General features: G+C 70.5%; 14 protein-coding genes and 4 pseudogenes. 12 read left to right on the top strand and 6 right to left on the bottom strand.

The features are described 5' to 3' along the window. Positions 1-11 precede the first annotated feature (11 nt). On the top strand, positions 12-839 hold the full coding sequence (locus tag LRS04_RS04245; protein WP_257815309.1) for a response regulator: 828 nt from the start codon (positions 12-14) through the stop codon (positions 837-839). 305 nt (positions 840-1,144) lie between these two features. Here the strand turns inward: LRS04_RS04245 and rpoH are convergent, their stop codons facing one another. Then, complete coding sequence (gene rpoH / locus LRS04_RS04240; RefSeq protein WP_257815308.1) at positions 1,145-2,032, bottom strand: RNA polymerase sigma factor RpoH; 888 nt, start codon at positions 2,030-2,032, stop codon at positions 1,145-1,147. A gap of 300 nt (positions 2,033-2,332) precedes the next feature. Here rpoH and LRS04_RS04235 point away from each other — a divergent pair, with 300 nt between their 5' ends. After that, positions 2,333-2,806 (top strand): VOC family protein, encoded by a 474-nt coding sequence (locus LRS04_RS04235; RefSeq protein ID WP_257815307.1) that lies wholly within the window; start codon positions 2,333-2,335, stop codon positions 2,804-2,806. Positions 2,807-2,930: 124 nt separating this feature from the next. Here LRS04_RS04235 and LRS04_RS04230 read toward each other — a convergent pair whose 3' ends face one another. Further along, complete coding sequence (locus LRS04_RS04230) at positions 2,931-3,926, bottom strand: RluA family pseudouridine synthase (protein ID WP_257815306.1); 996 nt, start codon at positions 3,924-3,926, stop codon at positions 2,931-2,933. A gap of 68 nt (positions 3,927-3,994) precedes the next feature. Between LRS04_RS04230 and LRS04_RS04225 the strand changes: the two genes are divergently transcribed. After that, on the top strand, positions 3,995-5,605 hold the full coding sequence (locus tag LRS04_RS04225; RefSeq protein WP_257815305.1) for an alkaline phosphatase: 1,611 nt from the start codon (positions 3,995-3,997) through the stop codon (positions 5,603-5,605). 138 nt (positions 5,606-5,743) lie between these two features. On the opposite strand, the gene LRS04_RS04220 is transcribed toward LRS04_RS04225, so the two are convergent. The 3 genes from LRS04_RS04220 to folE form a co-directional block, all read right to left on the bottom strand. Further along, the gene (locus LRS04_RS04220) at positions 5,744-6,370 is read right to left on the bottom strand and encodes a LysE family translocator (RefSeq protein WP_257815304.1); all 627 of its coding nucleotides are present in this window, start codon (positions 6,368-6,370) and stop codon (positions 5,744-5,746) included. Continuing rightward, positions 6,367-6,738, bottom strand: a complete 372-nt coding sequence (gene hisI, locus LRS04_RS04215; protein WP_257815303.1) for a phosphoribosyl-AMP cyclohydrolase — start codon at positions 6,736-6,738, stop codon at positions 6,367-6,369. The genes LRS04_RS04220 and hisI overlap by 4 nt, the downstream gene beginning before the upstream one ends. A gap of 132 nt (positions 6,739-6,870) precedes the next feature. Beyond that, positions 6,871-7,494 (bottom strand): GTP cyclohydrolase I FolE, encoded by a 624-nt coding sequence (folE, locus tag LRS04_RS04210; RefSeq protein ID WP_257815302.1) that lies wholly within the window; start codon positions 7,492-7,494, stop codon positions 6,871-6,873. 181 nt (positions 7,495-7,675) lie between these two features. Here folE and cysS point away from each other — a divergent pair, with 181 nt between their 5' ends. The 9 genes and pseudogenes from cysS to LRS04_RS27585 form a co-directional block, all read left to right on the top strand. Next, positions 7,676-9,109 carry a cysteine--tRNA ligase gene (cysS, locus tag LRS04_RS04205; protein ID WP_257815301.1) on the top strand — a complete coding sequence of 478 codons (1,434 nt, stop codon included), beginning with the start codon at positions 7,676-7,678 and terminating at the stop codon, positions 9,107-9,109. Between the two features lie 35 nt (positions 9,110-9,144). After that, entirely contained in the window at positions 9,145-9,675 is a 531-nt protein-coding gene (locus LRS04_RS04200; protein ID WP_257815300.1) for an SRPBCC domain-containing protein, read from the top strand. 271 nt (positions 9,676-9,946) lie between these two features. Next, positions 9,947-11,222, top strand: a pseudogene (locus LRS04_RS04195) (S8 family serine peptidase). A gap of 588 nt (positions 11,223-11,810) precedes the next feature. Next, positions 11,811-12,401 (top strand): hypothetical protein, encoded by a 591-nt coding sequence (locus tag LRS04_RS04190; RefSeq protein WP_257815298.1) that lies wholly within the window; start codon positions 11,811-11,813, stop codon positions 12,399-12,401. Between the two features lie 518 nt (positions 12,402-12,919). Next, a complete protein-coding gene (locus tag LRS04_RS04185) occupies positions 12,920-13,381 on the top strand; it encodes an iron-sulfur cluster assembly scaffold protein (RefSeq protein ID WP_257815297.1) in 462 nt (153 codons plus the stop codon). A 61-nt stretch (positions 13,382-13,442) separates the two neighbouring features. After that, on the top strand, positions 13,443-13,679 hold the full coding sequence (gene yidD / locus LRS04_RS04180) for a membrane protein insertion efficiency factor YidD (RefSeq protein WP_257815296.1): 237 nt from the start codon (positions 13,443-13,445) through the stop codon (positions 13,677-13,679). A 6-nt stretch (positions 13,680-13,685) separates the two neighbouring features. Further along, positions 13,686-15,655 (top strand): annotated as a pseudogene (thrS, locus tag LRS04_RS04175) (threonine--tRNA ligase). Next, positions 15,652-16,590: a glycosyltransferase family 2 protein gene (locus LRS04_RS04170; protein WP_257815295.1), complete on the top strand. Its 939-nt coding sequence runs from the start codon at positions 15,652-15,654 to the stop codon at positions 16,588-16,590. The pseudogene thrS and the gene LRS04_RS04170 overlap by 4 nt, the downstream one beginning before the upstream one ends. Before the next feature lie 8 nt (positions 16,591-16,598). Beyond that, a pseudogene (locus tag LRS04_RS27585) lies at positions 16,599-17,183 on the top strand (methyltransferase); the annotation flags it as partial. Positions 17,184-17,426: 243 nt separating this feature from the next. Here LRS04_RS27585 and LRS04_RS04165 read toward each other — a convergent pair. Continuing rightward, positions 17,427-18,318, bottom strand: a pseudogene (locus LRS04_RS04165) (hydroxymethylglutaryl-CoA lyase); the annotation flags it as partial. Positions 18,319-18,325 lie beyond the last annotated feature (7 nt).

Here is an 18,325-nt window from a genome sequence, read left to right as displayed (position 1 = left end):
GAGACGGGGCCTTGTTCGCAAACAACGACGCCAAGACCATTCAGCGCATGGCGCCCCTGCTGTCGCGCGTCCTGGTGGTCGACCCGCAGCCCACCGGCGCCCAGGTGCTGGGCGACCAGATGCGCACCCTCGCCAAGACCGAAATCTGGACGGCGCCCACCACCGTCAAGGGCCTGAAGCAGGCCGACAAGATCAATCCGCAGCTGATCTTCTGCGAGCTCTCCGGCGACAAGGTCGACGGCATCGACTTCACGCGCCGCCTGCGCCGCTCCGACTTCGCCTGTCGCAAGGCGCCGGTGATCCTGGTCACCACCCACGCCACCGCCGGCGCGATCCTCGCCGCCCGCGACGCCGGCGTGCACGAGTTCCTGCGCAAGCCCTTCATCGTGAAGGACCTGATCAAGCGGCTGGAGGCGGTGACGCTGTTCCGGCGCGACTGGGTGGAAGCCGTCCACTACGTCGGCCCCGACCGCCGCCGGTTCAACTCCGGCGACTACGCCGGCCCGCTCAAGCGCCACTCCGACACCGAGGCGACGCCGGAGGCCGTGCGCATCGCCCAGGCCCTGAAGATCGTCCGCTCCGCGCTCACCGCCGTGGGCGAGGACCGCCGCCAGGCGCTGCGCGCGCTGATCGCACAGACCGACGAGCTGCTGGAGGCCGGCCGCGCGCTCGCCGACCAGAAGCTGATCGCCGCGGCCACCGCCTTCCATCACTTCCTGTTCGAGGCCCAGTCCCGGCCCGACCTCGGCGTCGTCGACTTCGAGCGCCGCGCCGTCCCCCCTCCTGGCCTACATGCCCCAGGACTACGACGAGCTGCGGGTCGTGCGGCTGTAGAATAGCCCTCACCCTACCCTCTCCCTCTCGGGCTTCGCCCGGGGGAGAGGAGGTATGTCCCGGCCGCTCAGCTCCACGCCTCTCCCCCGCGAAGCGGAGAGGGAGAGGGTAGGGAGAGGGCCAAGCCACCGCGCCGCCCAAAGAAAAAGGGCGCCGGTTTCCCGACGCCCTCTGCAATCTCCTCTCCCCCGAGGCGAAGCCCGAGAGGGAGAGGGTAGGGAGAGGGCTTTTCACCTCTCCCAAGTCTGTACGGCCTCAGGCCCTCTCCTCGGTCCTCTCCCTCTCCGCTGCGCGGGGGGAGGAGGGAAGCCTACGCGTCGATCAGGTTCCGCTCTTCCGCCGCCGCCCGCATCGACTTCTGCAGCTTCTCGAAGGCGCGGACCTCGATCTGGCGCACCCGCTCCCGGCTGACGCCATATTCCGAGGCCAGCTCTTCCAGGGTCGTCGGCTCGTCCTTCAGGCGCCGCTCGGTCAGGATGTGACGCTCGCGGTCGGTCAGCTCCGTCATCGCCTCCTCCAGGAGGCTCATGCGGATGGTCTTCTCCTGGGTGTCGGCGACCACGCTCTCCTGGGAGGGCGTGGTGTCGTCCACGAGCCAGTCCTGCCATTCGCTCTCGCTGTCGGCGCGCATCGGCGAGTTCAGCGAGGCGTCGCCGCCGGCGAGCCGGCGGTTCATGCTCACCACTTCCTCGTCCAGCACGCCCAGCTTGGTGGCGATCTGGCTGACCTGGTCGGGACGCAGGTCGCCTTCCTGCAGGGCCTCGATCTCGCTCTTGGCCTTGCGGAGGTTGAAGAACAGCTTCTTCTGCGCCGCGGTGGTGCCCATCTTCACGAGCGACCAGCTGCGCAGGATGTATTCCTGGATCGACGCCCGGATCCACCACATGGCGTAGGTGGCCAGCCGGAAGCCCTTGTCCGGGTCGAACTTCTTCACCGCCTGCATCAGGCCGACGTTGCCCTCGGAGATCACCTCGCCGATCGGCAGGCCATAGCCGCGGTAGCCCATGGCGATCTTGGCCACGAGACGCAGGTGGCTGGTGACCATCTTGTGGGCGGCTTCACTGTCGCCGTGCTCCTGCCAGCGCTTGGCCAGCATGAACTCCTCGTCCTTCGGGAGCATCGGGAACTTGCGGATTTCAGAAAGATACCGGCTGAGGCCGCCTTCCGGCGACATCACGGCAAGCGCGTTCGCGGCCATGGACTATCCCCTCACAAATGTACTGGACGTTCGGGTCGTGCGCGCGACCAGGCGCAGGACCATCCGCCCCCCTTCAACCGATGAGATAGGTACGGGGTTGCGGCTTAGCTAGTAGGCCCGTCTTGGGAGAAACGGCCCGAAAGTCCGACTGCTCTAGTGGGACTTTTACCGCCCGACGATGGCGCCTTCAAGGCGAAGAAAACTCGGGCGTCCTTCAGCAAAGCTCGTGTCACGAAACCGCGCCGGCCTGTCGGGAGGATATGGGGTCGCGCGTCCTCGGTTCAACGGAGGAGACATCCCATGCCGAAGATCACGCCCAACCTCTGGTTCGACATGAACGCCGAGGAGGCCGCCAACTTCTACGTTTCGATCTTCCCGAATTCGAAGGTCGGCAAGGTCGCCTACTACACCGACGCCGGCCCGGGTCCGGCGGGCACGGCGGTGACGGTGGAGTGGACGCTGGACGGCCAGGACTACGTCGGCATCAACGGCGGGCCGATGTTCCCCTTCACCGAGGCGGTCTCGCTCGAGATCCGCTGCAAGGACCAGGCGGAGGTCGACTACTACTGGGAGAAGCTCCTGGAAGGCGGCGGCCGCGAGAGCCAGTGCGGCTGGCTGAAGGACCGGTTCGGCTTCAACTGGCAGGTCACGCCCCAGCGCCTGATCGACCTGATGACCGACAAGGACCCCGAGGTCGTCAAGCGCGTCACCGCCGCCATGCTCACGATGGTCAAGCTGGACGTCGCCGCCCTCGAGGCCGCCGCGCGGGGCTAGGCGCAAGCCCTCTCCCTACCCTCTCCCTCTCCGCTTCGCGGGGGGAGAGGAGGTCTGGCTCGGCCTCACAACTCCACTCCTCTCCCCCGGGCGAAGCCCGAGAGGGAGAGGGTAGGGAGAGGGCCTACAGCCCCTCCAGCACCGCCACCAGCCGCGCCATGTCCGCCGGCAGCGGGCTCTCGAAGCGCAGCGTCTCGCCCGTCACCGGGTGCCTGAACCCCAGCACCGCCGCATGCAGCGCCTGGCGCATCAGCCCGGCCTCGGCCATCGCCGCCCGCACCGCCGGCGCGGGCGATCCCGAGCCGTAGACCGGGTCGCCCAGGCAGGGCGTGCCCTTCGACGCCAGGTGCACCCGGATCTGGTGGGTCCGCCCGGTCTCCAGCCGGCAGGCGACGCGCGCGGCCAGCGGCTTCTCGGGCGGTCCGAACGTCGCCTCGGTCCGGTAGTGGGTGATCGCGTGGCGGCCGCCCGCCTTCACCATCGCCATCTTCTTGCGGTCGTGGGTGGAGCGCGCGATGGCGCCTTCGATCACGCCCCAGGGCGGCTGCGGCGCGCCCCGGGTCAGCGCCACATAGGCCCGTTCGATGTCGTGGGCGGCGAAGAGGGCGGAGAGGCCCTGGTGGGCGGCGTCGGTCTTGGCCATCACCACCACCCCCGACGTCTCCTTGTCGATCCGGTGGACGATGCCGGGCCGGGCCACCCCGCCGATCCCCGAGAGGCTCGCGCCGCAGTGGGCGAGGAGCGCGTTGACCATGGTCCCGGTTTCGCTGCCGGGGGCCGGATGCATGGCCATGCCGGGCGGCTTGTCGACCACGATCAGGTGGGCGTCCTCGTAGAGCACCACGAGCGGGATCGCCTCGGGCTGCGGGTCGGCCGGCTCCACCGGTGGAACCTCGACCGCATAGGTCCCGGCCTGCGCCTTCCCCGAGCCGCTGGTCAGCGGCCGCCCCTGGAAGCTCACCCGGCCCTCGGCCATCAGCGCCTGCAGCCGGGCGCGGGACAGCTCCGGCAAGCGCGCGGCCAGCGCCTTGTCGACCCGCTCGCCGGCCGCCTCCGGGCCGATCTCCACCGTCAGGACCTCGCCGGCCTCGGCAGTGAACTCTTCGTCCTCGGCGGCCATCGGTCTACGGTCATGCTCCTGTTGCTGAGGCCGCGCTATACGATGGCGCAGGCAAGGGGGGAACGGCCATGAGGATCGACCGACGCAGGGCGCTGGCGCTGCTGGGGCTGGGGGCCGCCGCACCCGCCACGGCGCAGACCGCCACCCAGATCGCCTTCAACCACGGCGTCGCCTCCGGCGATCCGCTGCAGGACCGGGTGGTGATCTGGACGCGGATCAGCGGCGCCTCGGGCCAGGTCCCCTACCGCTGGACGCTCGGCGACCGGTCGGGCTCCGGCGTCACCGGCCCCGAGCGCGACCACACCATCAAGGTCGATGTGGACGGGCTGCAGCCGGGCCGGGAGTACCGCTTCAGGTTCGAGGCGGGCGGCGTCCGCTCGCCCGAGGGCCGCACCAAGACCCTGCCGGCCGGGCGGACGAAGGACGTGGTCCTCGCGATCGCGTCCTGCACCCTCTATCCGAACGGCTACTTCAACGCCTACCGGGCCATGGCCGACCTGGAGCGGCTCGACGCCGTCCTGCACCTCGGCGACTACATCTACGAGTACGGCGGGCCGGACTCCTACGGCATGAACTCCGCCGTGGCCGCCGAGCGCCCGCACGACCCGAACCGCGAGATCGTCAGCCTCGCCGACTACCGGACCCGCCACGCCCAGTACAAGTCCGACCCGGACCTCCAGGCCGCCCACGCCCGCGCCCCCTGGATCGTCGCCTGGGACGACCATGAGACCGCCAACGACAGCTTCACCCTGGGCGCCCAGAACCACAATCCGCCGGAGGAGGGCGACTGGAACGTCCGCAAGGCCGCGGCGCTCAAGGCCTATTTCGAGTGGATGCCGATCCGTGAACCGATGCCTGGCCAGGACTTCGTCCAGGCCGCCGCCCGCAGCTTCGCCTTCGGCGACCTGGCCAGCCTGATCATGATCGAGACCCGGCTCGGCGCGCGGGACAGGCAGCTCACCGCCGAGGCCGATCTGATGAAGGACGGCAAGCCCGACGTCGCCGCCTTCAACGCCAAGCTGATGGACCCCGCCCGCCGGATGATGAGCCCGGCCCAGGAGGCCTGGGTCGGCCGTGAGCTCGCCGGCTCCGTCCGCGCCGGCCACGCCTGGCAGGTGCTGGGCAACCAGGTGATCATGGCCCGGGTGAAGGGCTCGGCCGCCAAGGCGCTGACGCCCGACGAGCTGAAGGCGGTGAAGCCCGAGGCCAGGCGCCGCCTCGACCAGCGCGCCCAGCTCGCCGACCTCGGCGTCCCCGCCGCGCTCGACATGTGGGACGGCTATCCCGTCGACCGCGAGCGGCTCTACGGCCTCGTCCGCACCGCCCAGGCCCGGCCCATCGTGGTCAGCGGCGACAGCCACTCCTTCTGGGCCAACGAACTGCACGACGAGCAGGGGCGGCGCCTGGCCTGCGAGTTCGGCACGACCGGGATCACCAGCCCCGGCGCCGGCGAGCTCGCCCCCGGCCTCGACTGGGGCGAGGTGATCGCGAGAGCCAATCCCGAGGTCCGCTACAACAACCAGACCGCCAAGGGCTTCGTCCTCCTCACCCTCACGCGCGACGCCGCCCGCGCCGACATGGTCGCCGTTTCGACGATCACCCAGCGGCAGTTCACGACCAGCGTGGTGAAGACCTTCACCGCCCGGCCCGACGGCAAGGGGATCTCGGCGCTGAGCTAGGCCCTCTCCCTACCCTCTCCCTCTCTTCCCCCGGCTTTCGCCGGGGTCGGGGGAGAGGAGTGGAGCTCAGAGGCCGAGCCATCGCCTCCTCTCCCCCGCGAAGCGGAGAGGGAGAGGGTAGGGAGAGGGCTTGCTGCGCTAGCGCCGCTCGAACGCCAGCTTCGCGGCGAACAGCAGGAACACCCCGCCGGTCAGCCGGTCGAGCCAGCGCACCACGGCGGCCTTGGACAGCACGCCGGCGATCGACCGCGTCGCCGCCGTCAGCGCCGACAGCCACGCCAGGCCCAGGGCTGCGTGGATCGCCGCCAGGCCGAAGATGAACGGCCCGGCGGGAACGCCGTCGGGCAGGAACTGTGGCAGGAAGCTCACGTAGAACACGCCCACCTTCGGGTTCAGCAGGTTGGTCAGCAGCCCGCGCCGGAACCAGGTCGCGCCGGCGCCGCCCCTCTCAGGCCCGCCCGTCACCTCGAACCGCTCGCGCGGTTTCAGGATCAGGTTCAGGCCGAGCCACACGAGGTAGGCGGCCCCCGCCCACTTCAGCACCGTGAACGCCAGGGTCGAGGCCGCCAGCAGGGCCCCCAACCCTACCGCCACCGCCACGCCCCAGACCAGGCAGCCGGCGCTGATCCCGGCCGCCGCCAGCACCGCCCGCTTCGGCCCCTCGACCGCCGCGGTGCGCAGCACCAGCGCGGTGTCGAGCCCGGGCGTGACCGTCAGCAGCCCCGCGGCCAGCACATAGGCCGCCAGCGCCTGGACCACGGTCACGGCCGGGCCACCAGCCGGCCGCCCTCCACCGCGCGGTAGAAGCAGCTTCGCCGCCCGGTGTGGCAGGCTCCGCCGTCGCCCTGCGGCCGGACCTTCAGCCACACCGCGTCCTGGTCGCAGTCGATCCTGAGCTCGTCGACCACCTGCACCTGGCCGCTGGTCGCGCCCTTGTGCCAGAGCTCGCCCCGCGACCGGCTCCAGTAGTGCGCCTCGCCGGTGTCGATGGTCTTCTGCAGCGCCTCGGCGTTCATCCACGCCAGCATCAGCACCTCGCCGGTGCCGGCATGGGTCGCCACCGCCGCGATCAGCCCGTTGGCGTCGAAGCGGGGGGCGAGGGTCGTCCCGGTTTCGAGTTCGTCCTTGGTCACCCCGAACCTCTCTCCGCTCTTCCCGGCGAAAGCCGGGACCCAAGCTGAGTCTGGGTTGTACGCATCTCTGACCGCCGCTGCAGCCGACAGCCCGCATGGGCCCCGGCTTTCGCCGGGGTGAGCGGTTGACGATTACCTGTTCACGAAGTCCAGGAACCGCTGGCGCAGCGTCGGGTCGGTCTTGAAGACGCCGGTGAACTGGGTGGTGATCGTCGACACGTGCCGGTGGTGCACGCCGCGCGTGGTCATGCACTGGTGGGCCGCATCGATCAGCACGGCGACGCCCGCGGGCCTGAGGCTGTCGGTGATCGCGTCGGCGATCTGCTGGGTCATGGTCTCCTGGGTCTGGAGACGGCGGGCGAAGATCTCGACCACCTTGGCCAGCTTGGAGATCCCCACCACCCGGTTGGTCGGCATGTAGGCCACATAGGCCTTGCCCAGGAACGGGGCCATGTGGTGCTCGCAGTGGCTCTCCACCTCGATGTCGCGCAGCATGACGATGTCGTCGTAGCCCTGCACGTCCTCGAAGGTCCGCGACAGCTCCTTGGCCGGATCGAGGTTGTAGCCCTCGAACCACTCGGCATAGGCGTCCACCACGCGCTTGGGCGTGTCGATCACGCCTTCGCGCCGGGGGTCGTCGCCGGCCCAGGCGATGAGCGTGCGGACGGCCTCCATGGCCTCCTCGCGGGTCGGGCGCGTCACGGGTTCGAGGTCGTCGGACCCGATCAAGGTTCGGTCGCGGGCAGGAGCATCCATGCGGGCTGGGTCTTTCCAGGGCTGAGTTGCGCCGGGACGACGGTCCCGGAAATGACGCGTGGCCACCCTTGTACGGAAGCTGAGCCCTGGCGGATGCAACGCCGTGGCCTCAGGTCCGGGCGATCTGTATATGGGCAGGCCGCCGCCGGCGGCAACTGTCACGCTACGTCACGAAGTCACCATGACCCTGAAGCTCTACGACACCATGACCCGCGAGAAGCGGGCCTTCGTCCCCCGGGATCCCGAGCGGGTGACGATGTATGTGTGCGGGCCGACGGTCTACAACTACGCCCACATCGGCAACTTCCGCCCGGTGGTGGTCTTCGACCTGCTCTACCGGGTGCTGCGCCATGCGTTCGGGCCCGAGCGCGTGCTCTACGCCGCCAACGTCACCGACGTGGACGACAAGATCAACAGGAAGGCCGCCGACGAGGGCGTGCCGATCGCCACGATCACCGAGCGCTACCTCGCGGCCTACAACGCCGACGCCGCGGCGCTCCTGGCGCTCCCGCCCACCTTCCAGCCGAAGGTGACGGAGACCATGGACGCCATCGTCGCCATGATCGCCCAGCTCCTGCAGAACGGCGCGGCCTACGCCGCCGAGGGGCACGTCCTCTTCGACACCCAGGCCTATCCCGACTACGGCAAGCTGTCGGGCCGGCCGATGGACGAGATGATCGCCGGCGCCCGGGTCGACGTCGCCCCCTACAAGCGCCACCCCGCCGACTTCGTGCTCTGGAAGCCGTCCAAGGAAAACGAGCCGGAGTGGGAAAGCCCGTTCGGCCCGGGGCGCCCCGGCTGGCACATCGAGTGCACCGCCATGATCGACCAGGCGCTGGGCCTGCCGATCGACATCCACGGCGGCGGCATCGACCTCGTCTTCCCGCACCATGAAAACGAGCGGGCCCAGGGCGTCTGCGCCACCCACGACCACACCTACTCGGCCTTCTGGCTCCACAACGGCTTCCTGAACATGGCCGAGGAGAAGATGAGCAAGAGCGTGGGCAACGTGGCGCTCGCCCACGACCTCCTGAAGGAATACCCCGGCGAGGCGCTCCGCTGGGCGCTGCTCGCCGGCCAGTACCGCCAGCCGCTGGAGTGGAACGGCGAGCTGATCGACCAGGCGCGCAATGCGCTGGACCGGCTCTACCGCGTGCTCGACGACACCGCCCGCTTCCTGTCGGGGACGGGCGAACCCCCGGCCGGCGGGCGCGAGACCGACGCCATGCGCGCCGCCTACGACGCCGTCTTCGCGGCGCTGGAGGACGACCTCAACACGCCCGGCGCCTTCGCCGCCCTCTTCCAGCTCGCCGACCAGGTCCGCGCCGCGGTGATGGCGAAGAACGGGGCCCAGGCCTCGGCCGGGCGCGACCTCCTCGTGCAGGCCGGTGGCCTGATGGGCTTCCTGCAGGGCGACGCCCAGGCCTGGTTCCAGGGCGGCGCCGACGAGGCCTTCAAGGCGAAGGTGGAAGAGTTGCTCCAGGCGAGGCAGGCTGCGCGCGCCGCCAAGGATTGGCCGCAAGCCGACCTTATCCGTGGTGAGCTGGCGGCGCTGAACGTCGAGGTCATGGATGGCCCGGCCGGCGCCACCTGGAGGATCAAGGACCCGTCGTGATGGGATTCACCCCGCCCCCGCAATTGAAGTCAGGCATGTTCGGAACCCGCGGCCCCCAGGCCGGACCCCAGCCCACGGGCGTCGTCAAACCGCCGAAGCCCAAGGGCCCGGGCGGCATCCGCATCGAGCACCGGATCGGCATCCAGGCGCCGGCCGAGGTGATCTGGGAGGCCGTCTACGACCTCGACCGCTGGCATGAATGGAACCCGCTCTATCCGAAGGCTTCCGGCCGGATCGGCATCGGCCAGGTCCTCGACCTGACCCTCGTCATTCCCGGCCAGCCCGAGCGCCAGATCCAGCCGGTGGTGCTGGAGTGGGTGCCCCACGAGCAGCTCCACTGGAAGCTCACCCAGATGGGCGGCCTCGTGAAGGCGATCCGCTACATCGAGATCGACGCGCTTTCCGAGACCGGCTGCATCGTAAGCAATGGCGAGCTGTTCCAGGGCCTGCTGGCCAAGACCGCCCTGCGCGGGATGGGCCGCTCGGTGTTCCGCGGCTTCGCGGCCATGAACGAGGCCCTCAAGGAACGCGCCGAGGCGGTCTGGCAGGCGAGGCGGCAGGGCTAGGGCGCCAAGGCCTCTCCCTACCCTCTCCCTCTCCGCTTCGCGGGGGGAGAGGAGGTTATGGCGCAGGCCTCGCAGCTCAACTCCTCTCCCCGGGCGCAGCCCGAGAGGGAGAGGGTAGGGGAGAGGGCAATGGCCGCCGCACCAGGCCTTCGCCGAGCCATCACAACTGTGAGTCCGTGACCTTCGTCACGTGCATTCCAGGTTGCACAGGTGGATTCTCTCGCCCAGCGCTCGGCGTCCCCGCGTCGGGCCTCAGCGAAGAGGCTTCCCCATGCCCAGCAAGCTTGACGAAACCCTCCAGGCCGCCGGCTACGCCAAGGTCCTGGTCACCCTGGCCGACGGCGCCGCGACCGCGCTCGACGACGCGGCGCAACTGGCCGACAGCTTCATCCTCCCGCCGCAGGCCGAGGAGATGGCCGCCGCCGCCGCCGAGGTGGCGCATCTCAAGGCGCTCCCGCCGACCCCCAGGCTGAAGGTCTATCCGAACCTCGGCCTCGCGCTCGGCTATGTGGACGGCGTGGGCGCCGCGGCGCTCCGTGCGAGCGCCCGGGTCCATTCGGTAGACGAGGCGCCGGAGATCAGCCTGATCCGCCCGGTGTGGAGCGGACCGGCGGAGGAGGGCGCCGCCGCCGCCGCCGAGACCTGGGGCCTTCGCCGGATCCGCGCGCCCGAGCTCTGGGCCCGCGGCTTCACCGGCGCCGGCGTCCGCGTCGCCCACCTGGACACCGGCGTCGACGGGACCCACCCGGCCTTCGGCGGCGGGGCGATCGCCGCCTTCGCGGAGTTCGACTGGGCCGGCAACATCGTGCCCGACGCGCCGGCCACGGACAGCGGCGACCACGGCACCCACACCGCCGCCACCATCCTCGGGCGCGGCGCCGGCCCCACCGGCCGGTTCGGCGTCGCCCCCGACGCCCTGCTGGTCTCGGCCATGGTCATCGAGGGCGGCCAGGTGATCGACCGCATCTTGGGCGGCATGGACTGGGCCGTGGGCCAGGACGTCCGCATCCTCAGCATGTCGCTGGGCCTGCGCGGCTACACCTCCGCCTTCCAGACGCTGATCGATGCGCTCCGCGCCCGCAACGTCCTGCCGGTGATCGCCGTCGGCAACGAGGGCCCGAACACCAGCCGCTCGCCCGGCAACTACGCCAATGTGCTCTCGGTGGGCGCCATGGACAGCGCCGACCATGTGGCGGCCTTCTCCGGCAGCCAGACCTTCAACCGGATCGACGATCCCCTCGTGCCCGATCTCGTGGCGCCGGGCGTCGACGTGGTCTCCCGCCGTTCCGGGCGGCGGCTACGCCCGCATGAGCGGCAGCTCCATGGCCACGCCGCACGTCGCCGGCCTCGCCGCCCTGCTGGCCCAGGCGGCGCCCGGCGCCACCGCCACCCAGCTCGAACGCGCCATCCTGCAATCCTGCGTGCGGCCCGCTACAATGCCCTCCGGCCGCGCGAACCGCGGCGTTCCCGACGGCGTCCGCGCCCTCCAGGCCCTGGGGGTGGTCGGGGCCGCGGCAGGAGAGATGGCCGATGAGCCCGTCGCATGACCCGCCGGAAGACAAGGCCCTGGATGACAAGGCCGAGGTGATCCGGCGCCTCTGCGAGCACACGCCGGCGGGGGCGACGGCCAAGGCCCACCTCTTCCTCGACGTTCCCGACGACCAGGTGGAGGCGGCCGTGCGCCGCCTCTTCCAGGCGGCCGAGGCGGCCAGCCCCGCCCGGCGCGCCGCCGAAGCTGGGCCGCATCCACACCCTCGCCCGCTCGGTCTCCATCGAGGCCGAGCCCAAGGTGTTGGCCTCCATCGTCGAGGCGCCGGACGTCCGCGCCGTCCTCCCGGCCGAGGTCGACGACATCCTGCCCAGGCCGGTCGACGTCCGGCGGGTCGACTAGCCCCCCTCCCCAACGGCGAGTGGGGTGGGCGCGTCGCGCCCGCCCCAGGCCCTCTCCCTACCCTCTCCCTCTCGGGCTTCGCCCGGGGGAGAGGAGTGGAGCTGAGAGTCAAAGCCATCACCTCCTCTCCCCCGCGAAGCGGAGAGGGAGAGGGTAGGGGAGAGAGCCTGCGGCGCGAAAAAACCTTGACTTGCCGCGCCCGGTATGTTCTCTTTTCGTTCTCATGTCCGTCGATCCCGAGCACATGGCCGAAGACCGTCACACCGTGACGCTCCGCGCGCTCGCGGGGATGAGCCTGGAGCTCTGCCGCGACCTGCAGCAGCGGGCGCTGGACGCCGAGAACCCCGAGGACGCCGTCCGCCTCGCCACCGCCTTCCACCGGGTCAGCCGCGGCCTGCGCCAGACCCTGGCGCTCGAACTGAAGCTGGTCCGCTACAAGGACGATCTGCACTTCAAGGCTCAGGAGAAAGCCGACCTCGCCGAAGCCAAGGCGAAGGCCGAGGCCGAGACCCGTGAGATCGCCGTCGACCAGCGCCGCGACGGCGTCTGGACCCGGGTCGGCGACTGCTTCTGGACCGAGCACGAAGGCGCCGACTGGAACCTCCCCGACGACGGGATCGACAGACCCGACCGCCCGCCGCCCGAAGACCCCATGTGGGACAGGCTCGAGGCCTTCCTCGACGACGCCGAACAGCGCGACGACTTCCTCACCCGCGACTTCGACCTCCTCGTCATCGAAGCCTGCGACGCCATCGGCGCCGACCCCACCCTCATCTACGACATCCGCGGCCGCGAACGGGCCGAGCCCGAGCCCGAAACCGCCGACTCCAGCTAACCCCCCTCCGCTCATCCCGGCGAAAGCCGGGATCCAAGCCGAGGCAAGCCGCGCTGCGCGCGGAAGACGAACCACAGAACCACACAGAAGGCGGGCCACCGGATGGCTTGGCGCCTCGATCATGCTTGCGCGCCTTCCAGGCGCGCGATTCACGCTCGCCATCTCACCGACCTCAACCCGCTCTCCTCTTCTGTGTGGTTCTGTGTGTTTCTGTGGTTCCAAACCCCGACCGCACCGAGCCCGCCGGCCCGCACCCGTGAAACCCGTGGTTCAAACCCACCCTCAGCCTGGATCCCGGCTTTCGCCGGGATGAGCGGAGGAGGGGCGGATCAAGGTCGTGTCTTTCGTGGCTTTCGTGGTTCCCAACCCGGACCGCCCCACCCCCGCCTGTCATCCCGGTTGGGGCGAAGCCCGAGACCCTGACCCAGTCCTCACGGCGGCGCAGGTCGAGCCCGGCCCCGCCGCCGCGACACCCCGCCATTTGACACGCGGCTCCCGAAACCCGACCTAAGTCCCCGATGATCGACGACCTCTATTCGGCGAAGCTGCTGAAGCTCGCGGCCAACCTGCCGCGGGTCGGGCGGCTCGACGCGCCGGACGCCACGGTGGAGAAGGTCGCCAAGCTGTGCGGCAGCCGGGTGCTCGTCGACGTGAAGGTCGAGGACGGCGCCGTCGCCGACTTCGCCCAGGAGGTGAAGGCCTGCGCGCTCGGCCAGGCGGCCGCCGCCGTGCTGGGCGCCCAGGTGGTCGGCGCCACCCTGCCGGAACTCGAAATGGCCCGCGACCAGTTCCGTGCTATGCTGAAAGCGGGTGGTTCGCCGCCCGCTGGACGGTTTTCGGATCTTGAGATGCTCGCGCCCGTGAAGGACTACCCGGCCCGCCACGCCTCGACGCTGCTCGCGTTCGAAGCGGTGACCGAGGCTGTCCGCCAGGCCACAGGCGCCCCGGGCGGGCGAACTAGCCCCGCCGGCGCGGCTTGATCCTCTCGTGGCCGGGGCCTAAACCCCGGCGCGACCCCAAGTCCTCCATCCCGTAGCCGGCATGACTTTCTACGAGAGGTGCGTCAGGGGCGCGCTGCGCGCCTACAAGCTGACGCTTTCGCCGCTGATCGGGCGGCAGTGCCGGTTCCTCCCGACCTGCTCGGAGTATACGGCTGAGGCCCTGATCAGCCACGGTCCCTGGCGGGGCGCCTGGATGGGCGTCCGCCGGGTGTGCCGCTGTCATCCCTGGGGCCCGGCGGGCTACGACCCGCCGCCGCCCGGACCGAAACGAACGTAGAAGACCATGATCGACCTGATTTTCCCCGACGGCTCCAAGCGCTCCTTCGACGCGGGCGTGACGGGCCGCGACGTGGCCGCCGGCATCTCCAAGTCGCTGGAGAAGAAGGCCGTGCTCATCAAGCTCGACGGCGAGCTGCTGGACCTCGACCGCCCGCTGGAGGCCGGCGGCAGGTTCGAGATCCTGACGCGCGAGAGCCCCGAGGCGCTCGAGACCATCCGCCACGACGCCAGCCACGTGCTTGCCGAGGCCGTGCAGGAGCTGTTCCCCGGCACCCAGGTGACGATCGGCCCGGCCATCGAGGACGGCTTCTATTACGACTTCGCCCGCGACGAGCCCTTCAGCCTCGACGATCTCGCCCGGATCGAGCAGCGCATGAAGGAGATCGTCGATCGCGACGAGCCCATCCGCCGCGAGGAGTGGGACCGGGACGAGGCGATCCGCCACTTCCGGGAGATCGGCGAGGAGTACAAGGCCCAGATCATCGAGGGCATCCCGTCCGGTGAGAAGATCACGGTCTACAAGCAGGGCCAGTGGAAGGACCTCTGCCGGGGCCCCCCACCTGCCGTCCACCAAGGCGGTCGGCAAGGCCTTCAAGCTGACGAAGCTGGCCGGCGCCTACTGGCGCGGCGACCACCGCAATCCGATGCTGCAGCGGATCTACGGCACGGCCTGGGCCAGCGAGGCCGACCTCGAGGCCTACATCCACCGCATCGAGGAGGCCGAGAAGCGCGACCACCGCAAGATCGGCCAGGCCATGGACCTGTTCCACATGCAGGCCGAGGCCAAGGGGATGATCTTCTGGCACCCCAAGGGCTGGACGCTCTACCGCACGGTGGAGGCCTACATGCGCCGCCGCCTGGACGCCGACGGCTATGTGGAGGTCAAGGCGCCCCAGCTCATGGACCGGACGCTCTGGGAGAAGTCCGGCCACTGGCAGAAGTTCGGCAAGAACATGTTCACCTGCGACACGGAGGAGGGCGAGGTCCTCGCCGTGAAGCCGATGAACTGCCCGGGCCACGTGCAGATCTTCAACCACGGCCAGAAGTCCTACCGCGACCTGCCGCTGCGCATGGCCGAGTTCGGCTCCTGCCACCGCTATGAGCCCTCCGGCGCCCTGCACGGCATCTTCCGCGTCCGCGCCTTCACCCAGGACGACGCGCACATCTTCTGCCGCGAGGACCAGATCGAGGCGGAGAGCACGAAGTTCGTGCAGCTCCTGGAGAGCGTCTACCGCGACTGCGGTCTCGAGCTGCACGCCGTGAAGCTGGCGCTGCGCCCCGAGGAGCGGTTCGGCACCGACGAGATCTGGGACGTGGCCGAGGCCAAGCTGGAGCGGGCGGCCCGGGGCGCCGGCATCGCCGAGGTCGAGATGCTGCCGAGCGAAGGGGCCTTCTACGGTCCGAAGCTGGAGTTCCACCTGCGCGACGCCATCGGCCGCACCTGGCAGTGCGGCACGCTGCAGCTCGACTACGTCCTGCCCGAACGCCTCGACGCCGAATATGTGGAGGAGGACGGCTCCAAGCAGCGGCCGGTCATGCTGCACCGGGCGATCTGCGGCTCCATGGAGCGCTTCCTGGGGGGTGATGATCGAGAACTACGCTGGCGCGTTCCCCCTGTGGCTGGCGCCGGTCCAGGTGGTCGTGACGACCATCACGTCCGACGCCGACGATTTCGCCCATAAGGTCGCCGCCGACCTGAGGGCGAAGGGACTGCGTGTGGAGACCGACCTGCGCAACGAGAAGATCAACTACAAGATCCGCGAGCACAGCCTGGCCAAGGTCCCTGTGATCGCCGTCGTCGGCCGCCGCGAGGCGGAAGAGGGCAAGGTCGCCCTCCGGCGCCTCGGCTCGGATCGTCAGGAGATTCTCACGCTGGAGGAGGCGGCGAACCTGCTTGCCATGCAGGCGCTTCCGCCGGATGTTGCCCGGGCGCAGTCCGCGCTGGAGAGCATCGGGGCGAAGGAGGCTGGATGAACGGCGTCGCCGCTCCGATCGTCGCGCTTGAGCCTGCACCCATGCCGGCCGACGTGCGCCTGAACCGCGCCGTCTCGGTCGTCATGGTCGTCTACATGACCGGCGAGGCGCTCGACGAGAGCCTGGCCTGCGTGCTCGCCGACCGCGAGGTCTCCGAGTTCGTCATCGTCGACAACGGCTCCACCTGCGAGGAGAGCGCGGTCCTGAAGACCGTCGCCGCCCGCGACCGCCGCGTCCGGCTGATCTCGGGCCAGGGCAACGTCGGCTTCGCCAAGGGCGCCAACCTCGGCGCCCGGGCGGCCACCGGCGAGGTGCTGATCTTCCTCAATCCCGACGCCTTCCTGCAACCGGGCTGCGTCCGCGAGCTGGTCCGCGCCATCGAGGGCCGCCTCGTGCCCTGCGTGGTCGGCGGCCGCATCCTGAACGCCGACCGCACGGAACAGCGCGGCGCCCGGCGCGGCGACATCACGCCCATGTCGGCGCTCATGTCGCTCTCGCGCCTCGCCCAGAAGATCCCGGCGCTCCGCCGCTTTGAGGTCCACTGGGAGGGCGACGCCACTCCCGAGCACGTGGCCGCGGTCCCGACCATCTCCGGCGCCTGCTTCTGCATGCGCCGCGAGGACTTCGAGGCCGTGGGCGGCTTCGACGAGAAGTACTTCCTGCACGTGGAGGACGTGGACCTCTGCTGGCGGGTCCGGAAGCACGGCGGCCTCGTCCTCTTCCACCCGAAGGCCGAGGTGGTCCATCTGGGCCACACCAGCCACACCAGCCCGCTGAAGGTGGAGTTCCACAAGGGGATGGGCCTCGCCCGCTACTTCCGCAAGCGCGCGTCCGGCCTCGGTCCCCGCGCCCTGGCCCTGCTCCTGGCCCCCGTCGTCATCGGCGCCGCCATCGCCCGCCCGCTGATGTGGCGGCTGAAGGGCCGCGGTCTGTAGCGGGCCGGATGCGCGCGCTGGTCCGCCGCATCGCCCGCCTCGCCCCGCCCTCGGCGCGCCGCGCCGTCGCCGGCCTCATCGTCGACCTCAAGAGCCTGCCCGGCCGGTTCTCGGACGCCGAACTGCGCGCCGAGCCCTGGGCCTTCCGCCACAACGTCGGCGGCGGCCGCTACAACGCCGTCGGCGACCAGATCCTCCGTATCCTGGAGGCCCAAGCCGACCTGCGGCCGGACGACGACGTGCTCGACATCGGCTGCGGGACCGGCCGGGTGGCCCGGCCGCTGGCGCCCGTGCTGGCGGCGGGGGGCGGCAGCTACCTGGGCTTCGACGTCGCCAGGGCCGCGATCGCCGGCTGCCGCCGTCGCTTCGCCGCCTGGCCGGCCCTCCGCTTCGAGCACCTGGACGCCTGGAACGGCGACTACAACGCCACCGGCCGGGTCTCCGAGTTGGACGCGGTCTTCCCGGCGCCGGACGCCTCGATCGACCTGGCGTTCGCCACCTCGGTCTTTACCCACATGCGGATGGCGCCGGTGCGCCGCTACCTCGCCGAGTGCGCCCGCGTCCTGCGCCCGGGAGGCCGGCTGGCCTTCACGGCCTTTGCCCTGGAGGCGGGGCGCACGAGCGCGCCGACCCTGCCGTTCCAGCGCTTCGACGCCACCTCCTCGGTGGTCGACCCGACCTGTCCGGAGACGGCGATCGCCCATGACCGGACGGCCCTGGAGGCGGCGGCCGCGGACGCCGGCCTTGGCGTGTCAGCCTACCGCCGCGGCGACTGGGCCTACCCGCCCGACTACGAGGGCCATCAGGACCTGTTCGTGGTCACGAAGCCCGGGCCAGGGAAAGGGCCCGGCCCGCGTGACCGAGGCGGTGGGCGTCTTGCCGAGCAGGTCCGAGATCCACTGGCCGATGCCGATCAGCTTGCCGAGGTCGTAGCCGGTCTCGAAGCCGGCCCGCTCCAGCATGTACACCAAGTCCTCGGTGCCGATGTTGCCGGTGGCGTTCGGCGCGAACGGGCAGCCGCCCAGTCCGCCCACCGAGGCGTCCAGCACGTCGACCCCCCGCCTCCACGCTGGCGAAGGCGTTGGCCAAGCCGGTGTTCCGCGTGTCGTGGAAGTGCATCCGGAGCCGGGTGTTCGGCGCGGCCTTCTTCGCCGCCTCGATCCGCCGGCGCACCGTCCAGGGGTCGGCCACCCCGATGGTGTCGGCCAGCGCGATCTCCGCGACCCGCAGGTCGGCGGCGGCCGAGACGATCTCGATCACCCGGTCCTCCGGCACCTCGCCGTCGAACGGGCAGCCGAAGGCCACCGAGACCGTCACCGTCACCGGCGGGTCCTCCTTCTTGCGGACCGCCATGATCCCGCGCAGCGCGTCCACCTGCTCGGCCACCGAGGCGCCCTGGTTGCGGATGCCGAACCCGTCCGAGGCGCAGACCACGACATTGGCCTCGTCGCACTTCGCCTCGACGCAGCGCTCCCAACCCCTGAGGTTGAGGACGAGCCCGATCCGCGACTTGCCGGCCTCGTGCGGCAGGGCGGCCATGATCTCTTCGGCGCCGGCCATCTGCGGCACGCGCTTGGGATTGACGAAGGAGACCACCTCCATCCGCTTCGCGCCGGCGTCCTCCAGCCGGTGGATCAGCTCCAGCTTCTGGCCGACCTCGAGGGCGACCTTCTCGTTCTGCAGGCCGTCCCTCGGCCCGACTTCCACGATCTCGATCCGGCGGCTCATCGCGGGC

This window comes from Phenylobacterium sp. J367, from assembly GCF_024699985.1.
GTDB lineage: Bacteria > Pseudomonadota > Alphaproteobacteria > Caulobacterales > Caulobacteraceae > Phenylobacterium.
The sequence above is the reverse complement of the archived record's forward strand: the minus strand, read 5'-3'. Positions and strand labels throughout refer to the sequence as shown.

What these genes read in the sequence shown, in the direction of transcription:
- folE (WP_257815302.1), bottom strand. Translation starts at nt 7,494, where the DNA reads ATGGATGCTCCTGCCCGCGACCGAACCTTGATCGGGTCCGACGACCTC.
- LRS04_RS04200 (WP_257815300.1), top strand. Translation starts at nt 9,145, where the DNA reads ATGTTCGGAACCCGCGGCCCCCAGGCCGGACCCCAGCCCACGGGCGTC.
- LRS04_RS04225 (WP_257815305.1), top strand. Translation starts at nt 3,995, where the DNA reads ATGAGGATCGACCGACGCAGGGCGCTGGCGCTGCTGGGGCTGGGGGCC.
- rpoH (WP_257815308.1), bottom strand. Translation starts at nt 2,032, where the DNA reads ATGGCCGCGAACGCGCTTGCCGTGATGTCGCCGGAAGGCGGCCTCAGC.
- LRS04_RS04170 (WP_257815295.1), top strand. Translation starts at nt 15,652, where the DNA reads ATGAACGGCGTCGCCGCTCCGATCGTCGCGCTTGAGCCTGCACCCATG.
- cysS (WP_257815301.1), top strand. Translation starts at nt 7,676, where the DNA reads ATGACCCTGAAGCTCTACGACACCATGACCCGCGAGAAGCGGGCCTTC.
- LRS04_RS04230 (WP_257815306.1), bottom strand. Translation starts at nt 3,926, where the DNA reads ATGGCCGCCGAGGACGAAGAGTTCACTGCCGAGGCCGGCGAGGTCCTG.
- LRS04_RS04235 (WP_257815307.1), top strand. Translation starts at nt 2,333, where the DNA reads ATGCCGAAGATCACGCCCAACCTCTGGTTCGACATGAACGCCGAGGAG.
- LRS04_RS04185 (WP_257815297.1), top strand. Translation starts at nt 12,920, where the DNA reads ATGATCGACGACCTCTATTCGGCGAAGCTGCTGAAGCTCGCGGCCAAC.
- LRS04_RS04190 (WP_257815298.1), top strand. Translation starts at nt 11,811, where the DNA reads ATGGCCGAAGACCGTCACACCGTGACGCTCCGCGCGCTCGCGGGGATG.
- yidD (WP_257815296.1), top strand. Translation starts at nt 13,443, where the DNA reads ATGACTTTCTACGAGAGGTGCGTCAGGGGCGCGCTGCGCGCCTACAAG.